A 17,212-nucleotide genomic window follows, 5' to 3' on the forward strand; every position below is an offset into this window, starting at 1 on the left:
GAAAACGGTGGGTTTTATTTGTATTAAACCCGGTACCTGGCGTGAGTTTAGCGCAGCGTAACTCGTGCCGATAATGCGGGGGAGGCTGCGCCTCCTCTGGAACGAGCCACCCGACGCGGGGCCGGCCTGCCGCTGGCGCGGCACGGAAGGCGCAGCCTCCCGGCATGGCTGGTCACGAGTTACGCTGCGCTAAACTCGCGCCAGTCGTGGGGTTTGAAATTTTAAGAAACCTAAGCGGCCGGAGTAGCGGGCACCTCCCCCTTCTCCCCCACCGATTGCACCACGCTCACCCGCACCTCGCCGAAGCCGACGGGCACCACGAGGCTGGGCAGCTTCAGGCCGGTTTCCAGGGTGGCCTCGGTCACGGTGGCGGCTTGGCCGTCGGTGGTGACGGTGATGGGGCCGGCCACGCCGTGCAGCACCACGCGGTAGGTGGCGTAGCTGGGCTGGTAATCGCCTTCGATGGTTTGGGTGAGCACCAAATCAGAAGTGGAGCCGGTGACGGTGAAGCGGCGCAGGGTTTTGTGGCCGTCCTCGTAGGCGTAGCCGTCGCCGCCGTCGTCGTAGTGCACGCTTTCGGCGGTGCCGTTTTTGTAGTACACGTGCAGGGTGAGCTCCTCAATGGATTTTTCGCCCACGTACTGCAGCACGGGCTGCATGGGGAGCACGGCCCCGGCCTTCACAAACAAAGGAATGCGGGTGAGGTCGGCGGCAGCCCAGACTTCGGCCCCGCCCGCGGTGGGCGCATCGGTCCAATAGTAGAACCAATCGCCGCGGGGCAGGTACATCCAGCGGCCTTCGGCGCCGGGCTGAGTGATGGGGCAGACCAGCAAGTGGTCGCCGAGGCCGAATTCGGCCATGCGCAGGTAGGTTTCGGTGTCGTTCTGGTCGAGGAAGGTGAGCGGGCGCAGCATGGGCGTGCCGGCCGTGGTGTATTGCCAGAAAGCGGTGTACATGTAGGGCAGCAGGCGGTAGCGCAGCTCGATGAAGTGCCGGGCCAAGTCGGTCACGGTGTCGCCGAAGCTCCAGGGCTCCTGGTCGCCGTGGTCGCCGGATGAGTGGGTGCGGAAGAACGGGTGGAAGGCCCCCAGCGCAATCCAGCGGGCATAAAGCTCGCCGGTGGGCGTGTCCACGAAGCCGCCGATGTCGGAGCCGATGAAGCTGAAGCCCGAAATGCTCAGGCGCTGGCACTGAATGTTGGCCAGCCAGAGGTGGTCCCAGGAGGCGATGTTGTCGCCGGTCCAGCCGGAGGAGTAGCGCTGGCCGCCGCTGTAGGTGCTGCGCGTGATGGTGAAGGGCCGGTTGGGGAAGCTGAAGCGCTTCATGCCGGCGGCCGTGGCGCGGGCCATCTGCATACCGTAGATGTTGTGGGCCTTCTGGTGCGAGGCCGAGTGGCCGTCGTAGTCGAAGCGCACATCGGACGGGAAGGTGCCTTTTTCGAACACCGCCGGCTCGTTCATGTCGTTCCAAACCCCGCGCACACCAATGTCCTGCACCAATTCCTGGAACAGGCCGGCCCACCACTCGCGCACCTTGGGCGCGGTGAAATCGGGGAAGTTGCAGAGGCCGGGCCAGACGGAGCCCTTCATCAGCGGGCCATCGGCGCGGCGGCAGAAGTAGTCGTTGGCAATGCCCTCCTGATACACCGGGTAGTCGGGGTCAATCTTGATGCCGGGGTCGATAATGACGATGGTTTTGAAGCCGTCCTCGGCCAGCTCCCGCACCATGCGCTTGGGGTCGGGGAAGTGCGTTTTGCTCCAGGTGAAGCAGCGGTAGCCCTCCATGTAGTCGATGTCGAGGTACAGGGCATCGCAGGGAATCTTACGGTCGCGCAGGCCGGCCGCGATTTCCTTCACGTTGGCTTCCGGGAAGTAGCTCCACTTGCACTGGTGGTAGCCCAGCGTCCAGAGCGGCGGCAGCTCGGGCGGGCAGGTGAGCAGGGTGTATTCCTCGGTCACCTCCATCAGCGTGGGGCCGTAGATGAAGTAGTAGTTCAGCTCGCCGCCCTGGGCCCAGAAGCTGGTGACGTCGGCGCGCTCGGCCGCGAAGTCGAAGCTGGCCTTGAAGGTATTATCGAAGAAAATGCCGTGGGCAATTTTCTGGTGCAGCACGTGGTAGAACGGGATGTTCTTGTAGAGCGGGTCGGAGCCCTTCACGTAGCCGTAGGTATCGGAGCCCCAGTTGGTGAAGCGCTTGCCGCGCAGGTTCATGTTGTCGGGCTTGTCGCCGAGGCCGTAGTAGTGCACGCCGGCGGGCACCTGCTTGCTCATCTTCACGATGTCGTTGCCGGTGTCGTAGTCATATTCCCAATGAAAACCCTTCTCGTCGTCGCTGAGGATGGTACCGGAGCGGTCGAGCACGCGGGCCTTCAGGCTGTCCTTCTGAATGATGCAGATGAGACGAGCCGTGGTGAGGCGGTAGTGGTCGGGCTTCTCGCGAAATTCCACTTGACCCGCAGTGAGGCGCGACACGGCCTCAGAGGGCACGGCGTAGGAGAAATCGGGCGAGAGCGGGCCGTCGGTGAGGTAGCGAAAGCGCAGGATTTTGTCGCTGAGCACGTGCAGCAGCAGGCGCACGCCGTTCTGGCAGTTGAATAGAAAGCGGTTATCATCGAGCTGGTCGACGCGGATAACCGCACCGGGATAATGTTCCTGATGGCTTTGGGCCGCCAGGTCGTTCACCATGTAGTTATTCTCCTGAATCGTGGTATCCATAAAGTAGTTCTAAGCAAAAGGCAAAAACGAACCGCAAACCGGGCAAAAAAGACCGCACAGGCCGGTTGCGAACAGAATAGGTATGCAAGTTACTTTTTTCCGGTCCGGCCGGAAAGGTTTTTCGCCCAGATGTGGGCCGGCTGACGTAGCATTGGGGATTGATAGGTCGCGACGCCCCCGCCCGGGCGGCCATTGGCCCGATTCCGCGTCTCCCGTTCTGTACCCATGACCCTGCCCGAATTCTCCGTCTTGCTGCTGGCCTGGGACGATGCCGACCCCAGCGTGGCCGTACTCGGCGGCGCGGCCCTGCCGCCTACCCTGCCGCTGGTGTACCAGCTGGCCGCGCAGCAGCCCGTGGTGGCCGTGTACCCGTACCTGCCGGCTGATGCCGCGCCGGCCGAGGCCACGCCAGCGCCAGAATCGAACTCACTCACCGAACCGAAAACGGATGCAACGGCACTAAAAACTAAAGCTTCTGAAGCAGCGACAGGTGCTTTTGATGCAGCGGTGGAATTGCCGGGCGTGCTGCTGCTGCCGGGCAATGCTACCACCAAAACAATGACTTCGGCGCAGCCCTCGCGCATCATTGGCCTGGCAAATCTCGCGGCCACGCGCCCGGCTTCACCATCCGGGCCGGTGAACTTACCCGAAATTAAGGCCCCCGATTTCTCCCGTAGCCAATGGCCCACCGGCGAAAATGCGCCGCTTTCCAGTCGCGGCGGCTGGCAGGTGCCGGCCGCTCCGTATTTAGGGGCTGAAACGGGCCGGAATTTTCCGCCCCCACCGCCCGCCCCGCCCCGGCCCTCGGCTTTAATGCCAACTGCCGCTACCTCAACCGGACGGACGCTAACTCCCCGGTCTCACCCTCAGGCCGGCGACCTGAATTTCGACCCCGACCCGGAGCTGCCCCCCGTGCACCGCCCCGCCGTCTTCGATGAGCCCACGGAAGAAGTAGGCTCCGCCGAAGCCCTCGACCTTTTGGCTCCGGAGGACGACCTCGTACCCGATGAGCCGGGGCCGGCCGCAGAGGCAGAGGCAGCTGTTTCAGCAGTAGCTCCAGAACCAGCTCCCGCGCCAACAGCGGAGGTCGCGCCGGTCGTGCTGGTGCCTGTGCTGGAGGGCCTGAATTTTCGCATGATTCAGTACGCCCGCCAGGCCGCGCAGCTGGTACGCGGCCTGGCTGATTTCGGCGTGATTTACGCGCCCAACTGGCCGGCGTGGCTGGCCGCGCTTGAAATCCGGAATAGCTCGGGCCTGCCGCTGGTGCTGTATGCCGCCGGCCTGGCCACCGACCTGCCCAACCCCGCCGAGCGCGGCTGGCAGCTGGAAATAGAACGCATGACCATGCGCCGGGCGCGGCTTATTCTGGTGCCGGATGAAGCCGTGTGCCGCCGCTTGCGGGCTCTCTACGGCAGTACCATCGGCGAAGTGCGCGTGGTAGCGGCCGCCAACGAACCTGGCATCCGCCAAGTGCTGCGCGAAGTGGCAGCGGCCTGAGCAATGGCGGTAGCTGGCGGCGCAATGGCTTACTTTGCCCCCACATGACTATTTCACCCCAGCCCCAGCCCGGCACCACGCCGCCCGAACACGAATTTGAAGCCGTTATCGAAGCCGGTGATGGCGACGGCAGCGTATTTGTGGTGCTGCCCTTTTCGGTGCCCGAAGTGTACGGCAAGCGCGGCCAGGTGCCCGTGCAGGCTACTCTCGACGGCTACCCCTACCAAGGCAGCGTTACGCCACTCGGCGATGGCCACCACGCCCTGCCCATCCTCAAGCAGATTCGCCGCGCCATCGACAAAACGGTGGGCGACACCGTGCACGTAACCCTCTCCCGCGAAGTGGCCGAACGCAAAATGGAGGTTCCCGCCGACCTGGCCGAGCGCCTCGCCACCGAGCCCCAAGCCGCCGCCTACTTCGCCAAGCTGGCCTACACCCACCAGCGCGAGTACGTGCGCTGGCTGGAAGGCGCCAAAAAGCCCGAAACCCGCACCCGCCGCCTCGACGAAATAGTGGAAATGCTGGGCCAGGGCCGCAAGCGGGGGTAACCCATTACCCTTGGCGAACCAGTTGTTTGTCATGCTGAGCTTGTCGAAGCATCTCTACTGCTTCGTTGAATCAATTGGATTACTCTTGAGGTAGAGATGCTTCGACAAGCTCAGCATGACGACCTGTTTGTACCAAACGAACTCTGCCCTACCATATATTGAAAACTACATTGCTTAACTGCCCGCTTGCTTTCATTATGAAAAAGAATTATTCCCTGCTGCTCCTGCTGCCTTTCCTGCTGCCAATGCTGGCAACAGCCCAGGCCGTTACCATCGACCGCGTGAACCCCACCAACTGGTGGGTAGGCATGAAAAACCCGAACGTGCAGCTGCTGGTGCACGGCCCCGGCGCGGGCACGCTGGCCTACACCGTGAATTACCCCGGCGTGAAGCTGGTGAAAAGCAGCACGGTTGAAAACCCAAACTACGCCTTTCTGGACCTGACCATCTCTCCCACTGCCAAGCCCGGCCGGGTGCAGCTGGTGGGCAAAAAAGGTAGCCAGACCGTGACCCAAAGCTGGGAAATCAAAGCCCGCGACAACGCCCCCAAAGCCCAGGGCGTGACGGCGGCCGACTTCATCTACGTGGCCATGCTCGACCGTTTCGCCAACGGCGACCCGACCAACGACAAGTTTACCGACATGCGCGACCCAAACATGGACCGCGCCAACCCTTTTTTCCGCCACGGTGGCGATTTGGCCGGGGTGGCCCAGCACCTCCCCTACCTTAAAGAGCTAGGCGTGACGGCCGTGTGGCTGACGCCGGTGACGGAAAACGACCAACCCCTCACCAACGAAGGCGGCACCATGCGCGCCTCTTACCACGGCTTCGGCTTCACCGACCAATATAAAATCGACAAGCGCTTCGGCGGCAACACGGCCTACAAAAGCTTCGTGCAGCAGGCCCACGCCGCCGGCATCAAAGTGGTGCAGGACGCCGTGTACAACCACGTGGGCAACACCCACTGGATATTACAGGACCTGCCCATGAAAAGCTGGCTGCACCAGTGGCCCACCTACACCAACACCACTTACCGCTACACGCCCGTGACGGACCCACACGCGGCGCAGAGCGACCGCAAAGTCACGCTCGACGGCTGGTTCGTGCCCTTCCTGCCCGACCTCAACCAGCAGAACCCCTACGTGGCCAACTACCTGATTGAAAATGCCCTCTGGAACGTGGAGAATTTTGGCATCGATGCCTACCGCATCGACACCTACCTCTACAACGACCAGCCGTTTATGAATCGCTGCAACGCGGCGCTGCTGGCCGAGTACCCGCGCCTGCACATTTATGGCGAGTCGGCCGTGACCAACGTGGTGGACCAGGCCTACTACACGCGCAGCAAAATCGACTTCCCCTTCAAATCTAACCAGCCCGGCGGGCTCGACTTTGTCCTGGAAGGGGCCATGCTGGCCGGCCTGAAAGAAGTGGGCACGCCCGCCGCCACCGGCTGGGACGGCGGCCCCCAGCGCTTCTACCAGACGCTGGCCCAGGACGTGGTATATGAGGACCCCACCAAGCTCGTCACCTTCCTCGACAATTTCGACCATAACCGCTTCCTCTCCGAAATAGGCGACGACCTCGACAAGTACAAAATGGGCTTGACCTGGCTGCTCACCACCCGCGGTATCCCGAGCCTGTACTACGGCACCGAAATCCTGATGAAGAACTTCAAAGACCCCACCGATGCTGAGGTGCGGCGTGATTTTCCCGGCGGCTGGCCCGGCGACAAGGAAAACAAGTTCACCGCCGCCGGCCGCACGGCCCGCGAAAACGAAGCCTTCGACTTCGTGAAAAAGCTGGCCACCTACCGCCGCGACCACAAAGTGCTACACACCGGCAAGCTGATGCAGTACCTGCCCGAAAACGGCCTCTATGTGTACTTCCGCTACGATGCCACCGGCACCGTGCTGGTGGCCTCAAATACTTCCGACAAGCCCGCCACGCTGCCCACGGCCCGCTTCTCGGAGCGCACGACTGGCTTCAGCAAAGCCCGCAACGTGCTGACCGGCGAAACCCTGAGCAGCATTTCCACGCTGCAACTGCCCGCCAAAACCGCCGTGGTGCTGGAGCTGCTAAAGTAGCTGTTTGGCCGCACGTTGGCCGTAGTCTGAGAAGCTGTTTTGCCGACTGACCACATGGTCTGGCATGCGCGGGGCACGTTTATTGGCCTTTGGCCAACTGCCCACAACAGTGCGCGGGCTGCGGGCCTTTCCGCATTTTTCTAGTTCGGTGGAAAGTTCTTTTTTAGAAAGGCAAACACGAGGTCGAAATGCTTCAGGGGTTCGGCGTGGCCGCCGGCAATGGCGTGGTGCTCGTAGGCATAAGAAAAATGGTGGCGCTTCAGGCGGGCCATCATGTTGATACACATCGGCGTGGTGGGGGCAATTTCGTCGGTGGTGGCTGACAGCAGCAAAATGGGGGCTTTTATTCGCTCTACCCGAATGGCCGCGCTTTGCGCGGCCACGGTATCCTGCAGCATGGCCGTGAAGGCCCCCCGCAAATCGTGCTTCATCAGGAAGGGCACTGCTGCTTCGTTTACCGGCACGAAGGGCAGCTCCCGGCCCTGGTACGTCCACAGCGACGTGCTGAAGTGCGCGGTATGCCCCGGAAACACCGCGTGGCTCGGCACCAGAGCCACTACGCAGTCAATATCGGGGTAGTAGCTGCCCAGCAGCAGCGCCAGGTCGCCGCCCCGGGAGCCGCCGATAATGGCAACCCGGTCGGCGGCGACGGCCGGGTTTTTGGCCGCGGCCCTGATGGCGTTGTACACGGCCTCGACCGCAATTTTATTGAGCGTATCGGGGGTGCCGGGAGCCCCGAAATACCCGATTGCCAGAAAGGCGTAGCCCTTGGCCAGAAACTGGTTCCGGGTGGCGGCCCAGCGGTCGCTGGTCCAGGCGTTGCCGCCTTCCGAGCCGCCCAGGCCCACCACCAGGGGCTGTTTGCGGCCGCTACCCAGGTAAAGCTTGCTTTCCGCGTGGGGGGTATTGAGCAGGAGCTGCGCGGGCGAGGAGATGGCCAGGCACAGGCCCAGCAGGAGGAATCCGATGAATTTCATGGGGCTGATTTGTTTTCTGCAAAAGTGAGAAAGCCAGCAGCCCCGCCATTTGACCCAGGTCAAATAATCATCATCGGGCCCGGATGCGGCTCAGCGTTTCCTGGGCGATGCCCAGGTACGACGCGACCATGCCCAGCGGAATGCGGTGGTGCAGGCCGGCATATGCCTGGCAGAAGTGCGCGTACTTCTCGGTGGCCGAGGTGAAGCGCAGAGAGGTGATGCGCTCGATTAAGTGCCCGAACAGGCTGCCCATCGAGAGGCGGGCGTAGCGCTCCATTTCCGGGTAGTGGTCGAACAGATACCCCAGGTCGGCCACTTTCAGCCGGTAGGCCTCGGTATTTTCCAAGGCATCAATCGAGTAGATGTCAAGCTGCTGCTGCATGAAGCTACGCGGGGAGTTCACCCATTCTGCCTCCGCGCTGAAGTACTCACTGATTTCCTTGCCGTCTTTCAGGTAATAAGTGCGCAACAGCCCCTGCCGAATGAAATAGCTTTCCCGGCATACGCGGCTCGTGTCGTGCACGGTGTCGCCCTTCCGGAAGTGGACGATGGCGATTTTATCCGCTAAATCTGCCTGCAGGGCCGGACTCAGGCGGATGTACTGGCTGAAGTGGCTGAACAGGTTTTCCCTGGATTCAAAAAATTCCGGCTCTTTCATCATCGGCAGCGACAGGTGGAGGGGCATCGGGGCCCGTGAAGTAAGCACGGCCCGCGCTACTGAGCCCGCGCCAGCACCAGCGCCACCCGGCTTGGCACGTAGAGGCTGAGCTGATGCTCATACACCCTAAACTGGCGCGAGTTTAGCGCAGCGTAACTCGTGACTGTAAATTCGGGCGAGGCTGTGCCTCGCAGTAGAACGATGTAGTCGGCCAAAACTAGCGGCGCAATCCTGCCGTGCCGCCGGTGCGGCAGTGGAGGTGCGACCTCCCCTGCAAAGCTGGTCACGAGTTACGCTGCGCTAAACTCGCGCCAGCGTGGTGCTGGAGCTGCTGAAGTAGCTGTGTGGCGTTCGCACTACGCTGCAACATAAGTTGCTCTATGTGACGATTGGAATTCACCTTTCAGCGTTCACGAGACTCGTCCCCGGTGCGAGTTTCGTGAACGCTGAAACACAAACCAGTTTATTGAACTCAATGCAGATAATGTAGCCCTGTTCGAAAAGCTTGTATGCATCGGTAGGCACTGGTTAGCGAAAAACGAGCCTTTAGCGTAGCGGACGTTAAACCGGTCCGTTTAGGGGCAGGCCCACGCGAAAGGTCGTGCCCTGGCCTTCCTGGCTTTCCACGTAGAGGGTGCCGCCATGGCCTTGGGCGATGATGTCGTGCGCGAGCGAGAGGCCCAGGCCCGTGCCCTCACCCAGGGGCTTGGTGGTGAAGAAGGGCTGGAATATTTTCGCCTGCACGGCCGCGCTCATGCCCGTGCCGTTGTCGGCGATGCGGATTTCGACGCCGCCCTGCCCGGCGCTGGTGTGCACCCGCACTTCGGGGCGGTAGCTGACCTCGCCCGCCTGCTGGCGCTGGCGCACGGCGTAGAAAGCGTTAGTGAGCAGGTTGATGAGCACCCGGCCCAGGTCCTGCGGCACCACCGCCACCAGGGGCAGGGCCGGGTCCAGCGCGGTGGTCAGATGGGCGCTGAAGTCGCGGTCTTTGGCCCGCAGGCCTTGGTAGGCCAGGCGCAGGCTTTCTTCAACTAGCCCGTTGAGCGGGGTGAGGATGCGCAGGCCAGTGCCGGCGCGCGCGTGCTCCAGCATGCCCGTGATGATGGCCGTTGCCCGCTGCCCGTGCTGGCTGATTTCGCGCAGGTTCTGCTTTAGCCCGGCCAGGATGTCGCCCTCTAGCCCGGCAGCGCGGGTGCCGCCGCCGGGGCGGGTGCCGCCCATGTCGTCCACCAGCCCGGTGCTCACCTCGGCAAAGTTCTTCATGAAGGTGAGCGGGTTCTGCAGCTCGTGGGCGATGCCGGCCGTGAGCTCGCCCAAAAACGCCATCTTCTCCTGTTGCACCAGTTGGGCCTGGGCGGCCTGCAGGTCGGCCAGCGACTGCTCGAGTTGGGCGGTGCGCTCCGAGAGCAGGGCGTTTTGCACGCTAATGACGCGCAACGTATTGGTGTTGATGTTGTCGAACACCAGCGCCACCACCAGCAAAATAAGCATCAGCCCGGCCAAGATGTCGATGTGCCAGAACTGGGCCTTGTCGACCGGCACCAAGTTCGGAAATACGTAGTGCCGCTGCTCCAGTAGCCAAAAAGTCAAGGCTGTGACCAGGCCCAGGCCGAAATAAATCAACCCCGCCCGGCGGCCCAGCAGGAAGGAGCCCGTCACGCCGCACAGCCCCAGCCACCAGGTAGTGGCCGCGTAGTAGCCACCTTGGTACGCCGAGTTGACCACCACGGTGAGGTAGCCGACGAACAGGAACCAATAGCCCAGCGCGATGTGCGAATACATCCCGGCGCGGTAGCCAAAGAGCAGCAGCCCAAAGCTGATGATGCCGAACAGCAGCACGTACATCCCCGGCTTTAAATCGGCCCACCAGCACAACACCAGGAAGTTGAGCGAGAATAAGCTCGTCAGCAGCACGGTGTTGATGATGATGCGTACCCGCCGCCGCAGGTCGAGGCTGCCCGCAAAGGCGGCGGGGAGGAAGTAATCGGTGATGTTGGCGAACATGTTTACCCGGCAATGGTGAAGGCGACGAAGCAGGCTAGCAGCCTGGCCAGCGGCACCCAGCGCCCGCCGTGCCCCAGGACCAGCTGCAGCAGGGCCAGCAAGTAGCAATAGCGCATCAGGACCGAAGCCACACCGCAAGCCCTGCGCGGGGGTGAAATTAATTAAAAGAGAAGTTGAGCTTTAGACAGGCAAGCTACGGCGAAAAGCGATACCTGTACCGGTACGGGGTTGGTGCACGGCCCGAGCGGGTCGTGGGCGGCAACGGGCTTCCTTCACCGCGAACGTCACCTATTACTGAGCCCGCGCCAGCACCAGCGCCACCCGGCTCGGCACGTAGAGGCTGAGTTGGTGCTCATACGTCTCGTACTCAAACGCTTCATCGGGCCGGTTGAAGCCGCCAAAGCGGCCGTTGTCGGATGAGAGCACCACGCGGTAGCGGCCCTCCTCGGTCACCCAGAAGCAGTAGTCGGCCAGGCTTTTTTCGACGTGGAAATTGACCACGAATACCAGCCCGGCGCGCTCGAAAATCAGCACCTGGTTTTCCTCGTCGTGCTTGAGTAGAGTGGCCGGGGCGGCGGCCAGCAGGTGCTGCTCGCGGGCCAGGTACACCAGCGCCCGGTCGAAATTACCCAGCTGGCTGAATTTCAGGTCAGGGTTGTCGCCCAGGCTCCACTGGCGGCGGGCAAACTGATAGCTCCAGTCGTTGCCTTCGCGGGGGAAATCGACCCACTCGGGGTGGCCGAACTCGTTGCCGATGAACGTGAGGTAGCCCTCGCCGCCCGCCGCCAGCGTGAGCAGCCGGATGAGCTTGTGCAGGGCCAGCGCCCGCGCCGCGCCGGGGTCGGGGTCGGCGGCGTGCATGTGGGTATAAATGGCCGCATCGAAGAGCCAGTGCGAGAGGGTTTTGTCGCCCACCAGGGCCTGGTCGTGGCTTTCGGCGTAGGCAATGGTTTTCTCGCCGGCGCGGCGGTTGGTGAGGGTGTGCCAGAGGTCGCCGAGCGGCCATTTCTCGTCGGGCGTGTGCTTGAGCAGCTTAATCCAGTAGTCCGGAATGCCCATGGCCAGGCGGAAATCGAAGCCCACGCCGCCTTCCTTGATGGGCCGGCACAGGCCGGGCAGGCCGCTCATGTCCTCGGCAATCAGGATGCTGCCTTTTTTGAATTCGTGGGCCAGCGTGGTGGCTAGCTGCAGGTAAAGAATGGCATCTTCATCAGCGTCCTGACCGAAGTAATTGTCGTAGCCCACGAAGGCCACGCCCTCGCCGTGGTGCTGGTAGAGCATGCTGGTCACGCCGTCGAAACGGAAGCCGTCGAAATGGTATTCTTCGAGCCAGAAGCGCAGGTTGCTGAGCAGAAACTGCTGCACCTCGGGCCGGCCGTAGTCGAAGAGCTTGCTGTCCCAACCGGGATGGTTGCCGCGCTTACCCTTGTGAAAATAGAGGTTGCCGGAACCGTCGAAATCGGCCAGGCCCTCGGCTTCATTTTTCACGGCGTGCGAATGCACGATGTCGAGCAGCACCGCGATGCCGCGCCGGTGGGCTTCGTTGATGAGAAACTTCAGGTCCTCGGGGGTGCCGAAGCGCGAGCTGGCCGCAAACAGATTGGCCACGTGGTAGCCGAACGAGCCGTAGTACGGGTGCTCCATCACGGCCATCAGCTGCACCACGTTGTAGCCGCCGGCCTCGATGCGGGGCAGGATATTTTCGGCGAATTCGCGGTAGGTGCCCACCCGGCTTTCCTCGGTGGCCATGCCCACGTGGGCCTCGTAAATGAGCGGTTCCTGAGCCGCAAGGGCGGGTTGAAACCGCTGGTCGGTCCAGGAAAACTCCGTGTCAGGCCGCCACACCTGGGCCGCGAAGTCCTTGGTTTCCTCGTCCTGCACGGCGCGGCGCAGGGCGGCGGGCAGGCGGTCTTTGCCCCCGGCCGGGGTCACGACGTGCACCTTGTAGCGACTGCCGTGGCTGAGCCGGCTCGCATACTCCGCATCCAACAGAAACACCTCCCACACGCCAAATTCCAGCTTTTGCAACGGGTTGGCCTGCCGGTCCCAGCCGTTGAAATCACCCACCAGAGACAGCGCCTCGGCGGCGGGAGCCCACTCGCGGCACACCCAGCCGCCCCGGCCGACATTGTAGTTCAACCCCAGCTGCTGGTGGGCGGTGGCGTAGTTCAGCAGCGAACCGTGGTACTGCTCGATTTCGGCCAACCGGGCCGCCAGCCGCGCCTGGCGCCGGCGCAGCACCGGCTCGAAGGGTGCCAGCCAGGGGTCGTTTTTGACGAGGGCCAGCGGCGCGCGGCGCGGTGCCTTGGGGGCAGCGGGAACAGTGAGTTTCGACTTAGCCATGATGCGGAAAGGGTTTGGACCAAAAGTAACGCTGTATGTGAAAGAACAATCATGCTTCGACTGCGCTCAGCATGATTGTTCTTTCTTTATCGTTCTTTAATTATTTCGCAATTCCCGCTACGTATTGCCCAGCCGCAAACTTGGCGTTATTTTGCCCAATGATGGAGACCCGCTACTTAGCCATTCCGCTCGCGTTGCTATTGGCTTGCTCGTCGGAGCGCCCGGTCACGTCCGCTTCCCGGGCTTTCGAGGATTCGCTGGCTTCACCGGTGCCCAAAGCGGCCGCGCCGCGCCTGGCCAACTACGCCATGGTGGTTTCGGCCCACCCCGAAGCCTCGAAAGTTGGCACCTTGGTCCTGCAGCGGGGCGGTAATGCCTACGATGCGGCCGTGGCCGTGCAGTTTGCCCTGGCCGTGGTGCTGCCCGTGGCGGGCAACGTGGGCGGTGGCGGCTTCCTGCTCTACCACGACCGCAACGGCTCGGCCGGCAGCCTCGACTTCCGCGAAACCGCCCCCGCTGGCGCTACCCGCGACATGTACCTCGACAAGCAGGGCAACCTGGTGCCTGGCTTGAGCACCGCCGGCCCGCTGGCCGTGGGCACGCCCGGCACGGTGGCCGGCATGGCTACGCTGCACAAGCAAATGGGCAGGCTCTCGTGGCCGTCGCTGCTGCAGCCGGCCGTGGCGCTGGCCACCAAAGGCTTCCGCCTCACCGAAAAGGAAGCGGCCGGCCTGAACCGGACCCGCGCCGATTTCACGAAGTATAACCCCGGCAGCAGCCCGGCCTATCTGCGCCCCGGTGGCGGCGACTGGAAGGCCGGCGATACCCTACGCCTGCCCGAGCTGGGCCGCACCCTGGCCCGCGTACGCGACCAGGGCCGGGCCGGCTTCTACCAGGGCGAAACCGCCCGCCTGTTGCTTGCCGAAATGAAGCGCGGCGGCGGCCTCGTCAGCCAGAAAGACCTTGATGGCTACCAGCCCAAGTGGCGCGAGCCCCTGCGCGGCCGCTACCGCGACTACGAAGTCATCACGATGCCCCCGCCCAGCTCCGGCGGCGTGGCCCTGCTCCAAATGCTGCAAATGCTGGAGCCCATCGACCTGGCCCAGCTGGGCTACCACACGCCCCTGGCCGTGCACTACATCACCGAGGCTGAGCGCCGCGTGTACGCCGACCGCGCCACCTACCTCGGCGACCCGGATTTTGGCGCCGTGCCCGTGCAGAAGCTGCTCGACCTGGACTACAACCGCCAGCGGGCGGGCACCATGCGCACCAAGGGCCGGGCCACGGCCAGCGCCGACGTGGCCGCCGGCAAGGGCCTGCCCGGCTACGAAAGCAACGAAACCACCCACTACAGCATCGTCGATGCCCTCGGCAACGCCGTGAGCTGCACCACCACCCTCAACGGCGCGTACGGCAGCAAAGTGGTGGTGCCCGGAGCCGGTTTTCTGCTCAATAATGAAATGGACGATTTCTCGGCCAAGGCCGGGGTACCAAACGCCTACGGCCTGGTGGGCGGCTCGGCCAATGCCATTGCGCCCGGCAAGCGCATGCTCAGCAGCATGACGCCCACCATCCTCACCCGCAACGGCAAAGTGGCTCTCGTGACGGGCACGCCCGGCGGCAGCACCATCATTACCAGCGTGTTGCAGTCCATCATCGGCATTGTCGACTACGGCCTAAACGCTCAGCAGGTGGTGGCCGCCCCACGCCTGCACCACCAGTGGCTGCCCGACCTGCTCGATGTGGAAGCCGGGGCCCTGCTGCCCGCCGCGCAGGACTCGTTGCGCGCCCGCGGCTACCGCCTCAACCCGCGCCAGCCCTGGGGCCGGCTCGACATCATCCACATTCGTCCCGAAGGCACGCTGGAAGGCGGTGCCGACCCGCGCGGCGACGATACGGCGCTGGGATATTGATTAGTGGTTAGTGGTTAAAAACGGAACGTCATGCCGAGCGCAGCCGAGGCATCTCGCGCGGGGTAGTAACTCAATCGATTGGATTACTACCCCCCGCGAGATGCCTCGGCTGCGCTCGGCATGACGTTCTTCTTTTTTGGGTGCTTAACCCACGCAATTCTAGCTACTTAGGGCTGCACGGGCATCTTGGCAATGTGACGCAGATTGCCGGCGGCGGTAATCAGCTTCTGGCTGATTTCGCGGGCTTTGTCGCCATCGCCTTTGAAGCTGTGGGTGGTGAGGGCCGACTGGGCCGTGAGCTCGCCCAGGGTTTGGAAGGACCGGGCCATGGCGGCCACGTTGTTGTTGTTGATGTGGCCGCGCAGGGTTTCCAACTCCGTCACAATGGGGCGCAACACGGGCTGGTCGATGGCGCGCAGGTGCTGAATCCAGTTATCAATCTGGTTTAAGCCCGTGCCGGGGTCCATTTGAAAACCTTTGCTGGTGGCATCGAACAGGACGCGGATGCTGGATTCTACTTCAGAAATAAAGCTCATGAGAGAAATGAGGAATGATTTGGTAAGGGAGCACGGCGGCAAATTTCAGATACGGCCTGCCGGTATTCGGCCGTGAAGATACGCAGCAAGGCAGGCAAACCGTTAATCCTTGAGGCACCTGACCAACGGCCAGCCGTTGCCATTTAAGCACTAAAAAGGCTGCCAACCCGGAAGTTGACAGCCTTTTCGGTGACCGAACTAATCAGTTCGACGTTTGCTTAGCCTTTCAGCTGGCCGGCAGCGGCGCTAAGGGCCTGGCCTAGTTGGCGCAGCTTGTCCTGGGCGTCGGGGGTGGCGGCATCGGCGGCCTTGGTGGTGTGCTCGCCGAGGGTTTTCAGGCTGGTAGCCAGCGCGCCGGTGTCGGAAGCACCGCTGCCCAGAGCATCGTGCAGGTTTTGCAGCTCCGAGCTGATGCCGGATAGCTGCTGATTGCCTTGTAAGGTTTTAATCCAGCCGGCAATGTTGGGGCCGGCGGCACCGGCGGCGGCGGCCAGGCCACCCTGCAAAGCGTTTATCGTAGCGTCGAGCTGGCTGGTGCCCTGGCTGCCTTGTGATTGTGCGTTGTCCATAAAACTCGGAAGGTTAAAAGATGAATTGATACCGGTTTAACGGCCTGCTCCGCCCCTTGGTTAGCCATCCAACGTACAAGATTCCGGCATTTACAGTTAAGTTGTTTTGGGGCAAACTTTTGCTGTCGGCAGTGGTTTTGCAGCGTCGCTTTCATTCCGCGCCAGGGTGCAGCTCCTGCACGTCCGGATGGCTGTAGTTGACCACGATGACGGAGAAAGGGTGCGGCTCGCCCTCGCGCTTTTCGATGCGGATGGTACCGGCGTCGCGCAGCTTGTTAAGTTGGTCGCGGCGCTCGTAGTCGGGCAGCTCGGGCAGCTCATCAGTGAGCAGGCGCATGAACGGACCCAGCCACAGCTCCGTCACGCGGCGCTGCTGCTTGGCTTCCAGCTTCTGAAACTCGGCCAGCATGAAGGCCAGGGTGCGGCGCTCGGTATCGGTGGCCAGGCGGCGGTGGGGGGCAAAATCCGGCACCTCCTCGGCAGGGCGCGAAATGATTGGGCGGGCCGGAACCACCCCTCCCAGCCGGGGGGCACCGGCCGAGGGCACGGGCACTACGGCGGCGGCTTTGGATTGCGGAACCGGGCCGTCGACCTCGCCGCTGGCCGTGGCGCGGGCGGCCAGCGCCGCAGCTGAGGACACCCCGGCCAAGCCCTGCTCGCGCAAGCGGCGGCTTTCGTCAAGAGTCCGTTGGCGGTCGGTGCGGCGCTTTTCAAGCTGCTCGACGCGCTCGGGGGCCAGCAGGTCGCGGGCGTCGATGAACTGTGCGGCCCCGATGTTCTGGAGCAAATCGCCGGACACCGACTCCCGGAAACCGGCCACCAGCACCTGCCGGGCCTGCCGCCGCAGGTGCTGCAGCACCGGAATGTAGTCACGGTCGCCGGCCACGAGCACGAACGTGCCGATGTCGGGCCGGGTGTACATCACCTCCAGCGCGTCGATGCAGAGCTGCATATCGGCGGCGTTTTTGTGGTCGGTGCCCAGCACGTTGCGGGTGCTTACGCCCATCAGGTACAGAGCGCCTTGCGGGGCGGTGGCCAAGCGCTCGAAGTCGGCGTAGGCGTAGCTGATGAGCGAATCCAAGCCCTTGGCGCTGAGCTGCTCGCGCAGGGTACGCACGATGTCGAGCACGATGTCGTTAAGGTCGGGCGGGTCGTGAAAATGGTTTTTGAGGAAGTAGTAGACGTTTTCGAAGTCGATAAAAACGGCGGCGTACGGAGAAGCAGATGATTTTGACGACATGGAGCAAAGGTATTGTACCGGTAAACAGAAACGCGGCGCCGAGGGGGTTTACGGTTCCGCTTGAAACAGCAGTCTTTCCGGAAAGGGTTTACTGAGTAGCTCCGAGCATCCAGTCTAGTTGGCTTC

Annotated in this window: 12 protein-coding genes; 4 read left to right on the top strand and 8 right to left on the bottom strand. The window is 62.9% G+C overall.

Annotated features, from left to right (window positions below):
• Nucleotides 1–230: 230 nt before the first annotated feature.
• Nucleotides 231–2,714, bottom strand: coding sequence for a glycoside hydrolase family 31 protein (locus tag IEW17_RS00260; RefSeq protein WP_229748684.1), 2,484 nt, complete (start codon nt 2,712–2,714; stop codon nt 231–233).
• 225 nt (nt 2,715–2,939) lie between these two features.
• Here IEW17_RS00260 and IEW17_RS00265 point away from each other — a divergent pair, with 225 nt between their 5' ends.
• The 3 genes from IEW17_RS00265 (at nt 2,940) to IEW17_RS00275 (ending at nt 6,846) form a co-directional block, all read left to right on the top strand.
• The gene (locus IEW17_RS00265) at nt 2,940–4,211 is read left to right on the top strand and encodes a glycosyltransferase family 4 protein (protein WP_188560005.1); all 1,272 of its coding nucleotides are present in this window, start codon (nt 2,940–2,942) and stop codon (nt 4,209–4,211) included.
• A gap of 44 nt (nt 4,212–4,255) precedes the next feature.
• Nucleotides 4,256–4,759 carry a YdeI/OmpD-associated family protein gene (locus tag IEW17_RS00270; protein ID WP_188560006.1) on the top strand — a complete coding sequence of 168 codons (504 nt, stop codon included), beginning with the start codon at nt 4,256–4,258 and terminating at the stop codon, nt 4,757–4,759.
• A 197-nt stretch (nt 4,760–4,956) separates the two neighbouring features.
• Entirely contained in the window at nt 4,957–6,846 is a 1,890-nt protein-coding gene (locus tag IEW17_RS00275) for an alpha-amylase family glycosyl hydrolase (protein ID WP_188560007.1), read from the top strand.
• Between the two features lie 140 nt (nt 6,847–6,986).
• On the opposite strand, the gene IEW17_RS00280 is transcribed toward IEW17_RS00275, so the two are convergent.
• From IEW17_RS00280 to IEW17_RS00300, 4 genes are all read right to left on the bottom strand, one after another.
• Nucleotides 6,987–7,823, bottom strand: a complete 837-nt coding sequence (locus tag IEW17_RS00280; protein WP_188560008.1) for an acyl-CoA thioester hydrolase/BAAT C-terminal domain-containing protein — start codon at nt 7,821–7,823, stop codon at nt 6,987–6,989.
• Nucleotides 7,824–7,893: 70 nt separating this feature from the next.
• The gene (locus IEW17_RS00285; RefSeq protein ID WP_188560009.1) at nt 7,894–8,508 is read right to left on the bottom strand and encodes a Crp/Fnr family transcriptional regulator; all 615 of its coding nucleotides are present in this window, start codon (nt 8,506–8,508) and stop codon (nt 7,894–7,896) included.
• Between the two features lie 534 nt (nt 8,509–9,042).
• Entirely contained in the window at nt 9,043–10,485 is a 1,443-nt protein-coding gene (locus IEW17_RS00295) for a sensor histidine kinase (RefSeq protein ID WP_188560011.1), read from the bottom strand.
• 291 nt (nt 10,486–10,776) lie between these two features.
• The gene (locus IEW17_RS00300; protein WP_188560012.1) at nt 10,777–12,828 is read right to left on the bottom strand and encodes an alpha amylase C-terminal domain-containing protein; all 2,052 of its coding nucleotides are present in this window, start codon (nt 12,826–12,828) and stop codon (nt 10,777–10,779) included.
• Nucleotides 12,829–12,986: 158 nt separating this feature from the next.
• On the opposite strand from IEW17_RS00300, the gene ggt reads away from it, so the two are divergent.
• The gene (gene ggt / locus IEW17_RS00305; protein WP_188560013.1) at nt 12,987–14,741 is read left to right on the top strand and encodes a gamma-glutamyltransferase; all 1,755 of its coding nucleotides are present in this window, start codon (nt 12,987–12,989) and stop codon (nt 14,739–14,741) included.
• Between the two features lie 167 nt (nt 14,742–14,908).
• Here ggt and IEW17_RS00310 read toward each other — a convergent pair whose 3' ends face one another.
• The 3 genes from IEW17_RS00310 to IEW17_RS00320 all read right to left on the bottom strand — a co-directional run bounded on the left by IEW17_RS00310 (nt 14,909) and on the right by IEW17_RS00320 (nt 17,086).
• Entirely contained in the window at nt 14,909–15,277 is a 369-nt protein-coding gene (locus IEW17_RS00310) for a hypothetical protein (RefSeq protein ID WP_188560014.1), read from the bottom strand.
• Between the two features lie 218 nt (nt 15,278–15,495).
• Nucleotides 15,496–15,846 (bottom strand): hypothetical protein, encoded by a 351-nt coding sequence (locus IEW17_RS00315; RefSeq protein ID WP_188560015.1) that lies wholly within the window; start codon nt 15,844–15,846, stop codon nt 15,496–15,498.
• Nucleotides 15,847–15,997: 151 nt separating this feature from the next.
• Complete coding sequence (locus tag IEW17_RS00320) at nt 15,998–17,086, bottom strand: NYN domain-containing protein (RefSeq protein WP_188560016.1); 1,089 nt, start codon at nt 17,084–17,086, stop codon at nt 15,998–16,000.
• Nucleotides 17,087–17,212: the final 126 nt, after the last annotated feature.

It is taken from the genome of Hymenobacter frigidus (assembly GCF_014640435.1).
Taxonomy (GTDB): domain Bacteria; phylum Bacteroidota; class Bacteroidia; order Cytophagales; family Hymenobacteraceae; genus Hymenobacter; species Hymenobacter frigidus.

Excerpts from the sequence above, each read along its gene's own strand:
- IEW17_RS00280 (WP_188560008.1), bottom strand. The coding sequence starts at position 7,823 with ATGAAATTCATCGGATTCCTCCTGCTGGGCCTGTGCCTGGCCATCTCC.
- IEW17_RS00265 (WP_188560005.1), top strand. The coding sequence starts at position 2,940 with ATGACCCTGCCCGAATTCTCCGTCTTGCTGCTGGCCTGGGACGATGCC.
- IEW17_RS00310 (WP_188560014.1), bottom strand. The coding sequence starts at position 15,277 with ATGAGCTTTATTTCTGAAGTAGAATCCAGCATCCGCGTCCTGTTCGAT.
- IEW17_RS00295 (WP_188560011.1), bottom strand. The coding sequence starts at position 10,485 with ATGTTCGCCAACATCACCGATTACTTCCTCCCCGCCGCCTTTGCGGGC.
- IEW17_RS00315 (WP_188560015.1), bottom strand. The coding sequence starts at position 15,846 with ATGGACAACGCACAATCACAAGGCAGCCAGGGCACCAGCCAGCTCGAC.
- ggt (WP_188560013.1), top strand. The coding sequence starts at position 12,987 with ATGATGGAGACCCGCTACTTAGCCATTCCGCTCGCGTTGCTATTGGCT.
- IEW17_RS00275 (WP_188560007.1), top strand. The coding sequence starts at position 4,957 with ATGAAAAAGAATTATTCCCTGCTGCTCCTGCTGCCTTTCCTGCTGCCA.
- IEW17_RS00320 (WP_188560016.1), bottom strand. The coding sequence starts at position 17,086 with ATGTCGTCAAAATCATCTGCTTCTCCGTACGCCGCCGTTTTTATCGAC.
- IEW17_RS00260 (WP_229748684.1), bottom strand. The coding sequence starts at position 2,714 with ATGGATACCACGATTCAGGAGAATAACTACATGGTGAACGACCTGGCG.
- IEW17_RS00270 (WP_188560006.1), top strand. The coding sequence starts at position 4,256 with ATGACTATTTCACCCCAGCCCCAGCCCGGCACCACGCCGCCCGAACAC.
- IEW17_RS00300 (WP_188560012.1), bottom strand. The coding sequence starts at position 12,828 with ATGGCTAAGTCGAAACTCACTGTTCCCGCTGCCCCCAAGGCACCGCGC.
- IEW17_RS00285 (WP_188560009.1), bottom strand. The coding sequence starts at position 8,508 with ATGCCCCTCCACCTGTCGCTGCCGATGATGAAAGAGCCGGAATTTTTT.